The sequence below is a fragment of the Bradyrhizobium sp. genome, from assembly GCF_049581145.1.
Taxonomy (GTDB): Bacteria; Pseudomonadota; Alphaproteobacteria; order Rhizobiales; family Xanthobacteraceae; genus Bradyrhizobium.
On record NZ_JBAURI010001241.1, the window covers coordinates 1 to 2,169 of the forward strand.

The window sequence follows — 2,169 nt, forward strand, 5'->3', positions numbered from 1 at the left end:
GACCTCCCAGTCGAGCTTGGTCGAGCCGCGCGGCTTTTCGACCGGATCGTTCGGGCCGGACAGCGCGGTATTGGCCTTCAGGAAGAAGATCGGCTCGGTCGGGATTTGATTGCCGGTCTCCTTGGCATGATCAGAGTAGTTCAGCCCGATCGCGACGAATTTGGAGATGCCGGTGACCGGAGCGCCCAACCGTGGGTTGCCGCCGACCGCGGGAAGCGAGGCGGGGTCGATGTCGGCGAGCTTCTTCAGCGAGGCCGGCGCATAGGCTTCGCCGTCGAGATCCCTGATCTGCGCCGAGAGGTCGCGCAACTGGCCGGCTTTGTCGATCAGGCCAGGCTTTTCCTGACCCTTCGCGCCATAACGAACGAGCTTCATGTGTCTCTACTCCCTGGGGTTTCTCGCCAAGACGCTTTTGGAACAGGCGGGGAGGAATTTCAACCGCCACAGCGCCGCCAAATCGCCGCCAGGCGATGAATTAAAAGGCATCGAATTGAAAGGCATTTCCCGTGCGCTTGATGTGGCCGGCATTGAAATGGCCCCCGATCACCAAGGTCGGGGTGTCGGCAAAGCGGGAGAACAACTGGCGCCGCGTCGCCGCCGACTGCACGGGGTCGGAATCGGCGGTCGACGACCAGTCGAGATGCGCCATCTGGCACGGATGATGGGCGACGTCGCCGGTCAGGAGGCCCTGCTCGCCGTCCGACTCGATCAGAATGCTCATATGGCCGGGGCTGTGGCCGGGCGTGGGGATCATCGTAATTTCCTCGGCGAGCCGCGCATCGCCCGCGACCAGTTCGGCCCGGCCGGCATCGACGATCGGTTTCACCGAGTCGTCGAACACGGCCTTCTTGTCCGGCGCGTCGCTGTGGTCGCGCCAGTGTTCATACTCGGTCCTGCCGAAGATATAGCGCGCATTGGCAAAGGTCGGCACCCAGCGGCCGTCGAGAAGCCTGGTGTTCCAGCCGACGTGATCGACATGCAGATGTGTGCACAGCACGGTGTCGATGCTGTCAGGGGCAAAGCCTGCTGCGGTCAGGGTTTCGAGATAGGGTCCGCTGCGGTTGTTCCAGGTCGGCACGTTGCGGCCCTGCTTGTCGTTGCCGAGCCCGGTATCGACCACGATGCGGCGGGTCGGGGTTTCGACCACCAGCGAATGGATCGACATTTTCAGCCGGCCTTCTTCGGTCGCGAAATGCGGGATCAGCCAGGGTAGTTTCGCAATCTCGTCATTGGTCGCGAGTGGCAGGATGAAGCGCGTCGAGCCAATGGTTTCGAGCTCGACGACCTTGGTGATCCGAACCTTGCCGACCGTCCACTGCATCCGGCATCTCCCGTATCTCGTTGTCTATCGCGCGCAGTCGACGATCACCGTGCCGAGCTTGTCGCCTTTTTCCACCGCGAGATGCGCCTCCGCCGTCTGTGACAGCGGAAACTGCGCGGCGATGTTGTGGATCCGCGGCCCCGCGGCGAGCCATTTCGGAATATCGGCTTGCGCCGCGGCGAGCAAAGGAGGCGGCAGCGCGAACAGCACCAGCGTGCGCAAGGCGATGCATTTTTCCATCAGCTCGCGCATCGGCACAACGGGATTGCGATTGCCGTTGGTCGCGTAGACCGCGATGGTCGAGTTCATCGCCATCAGTTTTGGCGTGGTTGAGACATTGCCGCCGAAATCGACATCGACCACGCGGTCGACGCCGCGCTGTCCGGTCAAAGCCAGCACCTTTGCGACCACGTCATCCGTCTTGTAGTTCACCACCAGGTCAGCGCCGGCAAGCCGCGCCTGCTCGTCTTTGACGGCCGAACTGACCGTCGCGATCACGCGCGCCCCGCCCCACTTCGCAAGCTGCACCGCATAATGCCCGACCGCGCCGGCGCCGCCGGTCACGAGCACCGTCTGCCCGGCGACCGGACCGTCGCAGAACAGGCAGCACCAGGCGGTCATCGCGGGAACACCGAGCGTCGCACCTTGTGCGAACGAGAGGCGATCCGGCAACTTCGTCACCAGATGGTCCGAGAGCGCGATACATTCGGCCGCGGTGCCGAAGGCGCGGCCGTTGCGCTGACCGTTGAACAGCCAGACACGCTCGCCGAGCGCGAGGCGGGTCACGCCGTCACCGACCTGGTCGACGACCCCGGCATAGTCGGTTCCGAACCCCGACGGCAGGCTCA

3 protein-coding genes are annotated in these 2,169 nt (G+C 64.0%); all 3 read right to left on the reverse strand.

What is annotated here, in order from left to right; all coding sequences use genetic code 11:
• Positions 1-375, reverse strand: a 375-nt coding sequence (locus tag WCB02_RS39410; RefSeq protein WP_423967789.1) for a fumarylacetoacetate hydrolase family protein, incomplete at its 3' end; no start/stop codon positions are given.
• A 100-nt stretch (positions 376-475) separates the two neighbouring features.
• Positions 476-1,321 carry an MBL fold metallo-hydrolase gene (locus WCB02_RS39415; RefSeq protein ID WP_423967791.1) on the reverse strand — a complete coding sequence of 282 codons (846 nt, stop codon included), beginning with the start codon at positions 1,319-1,321 and terminating at the stop codon, positions 476-478.
• A gap of 24 nt (positions 1,322-1,345) precedes the next feature.
• Positions 1,346-2,169: NADPH:quinone reductase (locus tag WCB02_RS39420; RefSeq protein ID WP_423967793.1), on the reverse strand; the 824-nt coding region annotated here is incomplete at its 5' end.

Coding starts and splice junctions, on each gene's coding strand:
- WCB02_RS39415 (WP_423967791.1), bottom strand. CDS start 1,321: ATGCAGTGGACGGTCGGCAAGGTTCGGATCACCAAGGTCGTCGAGCTC.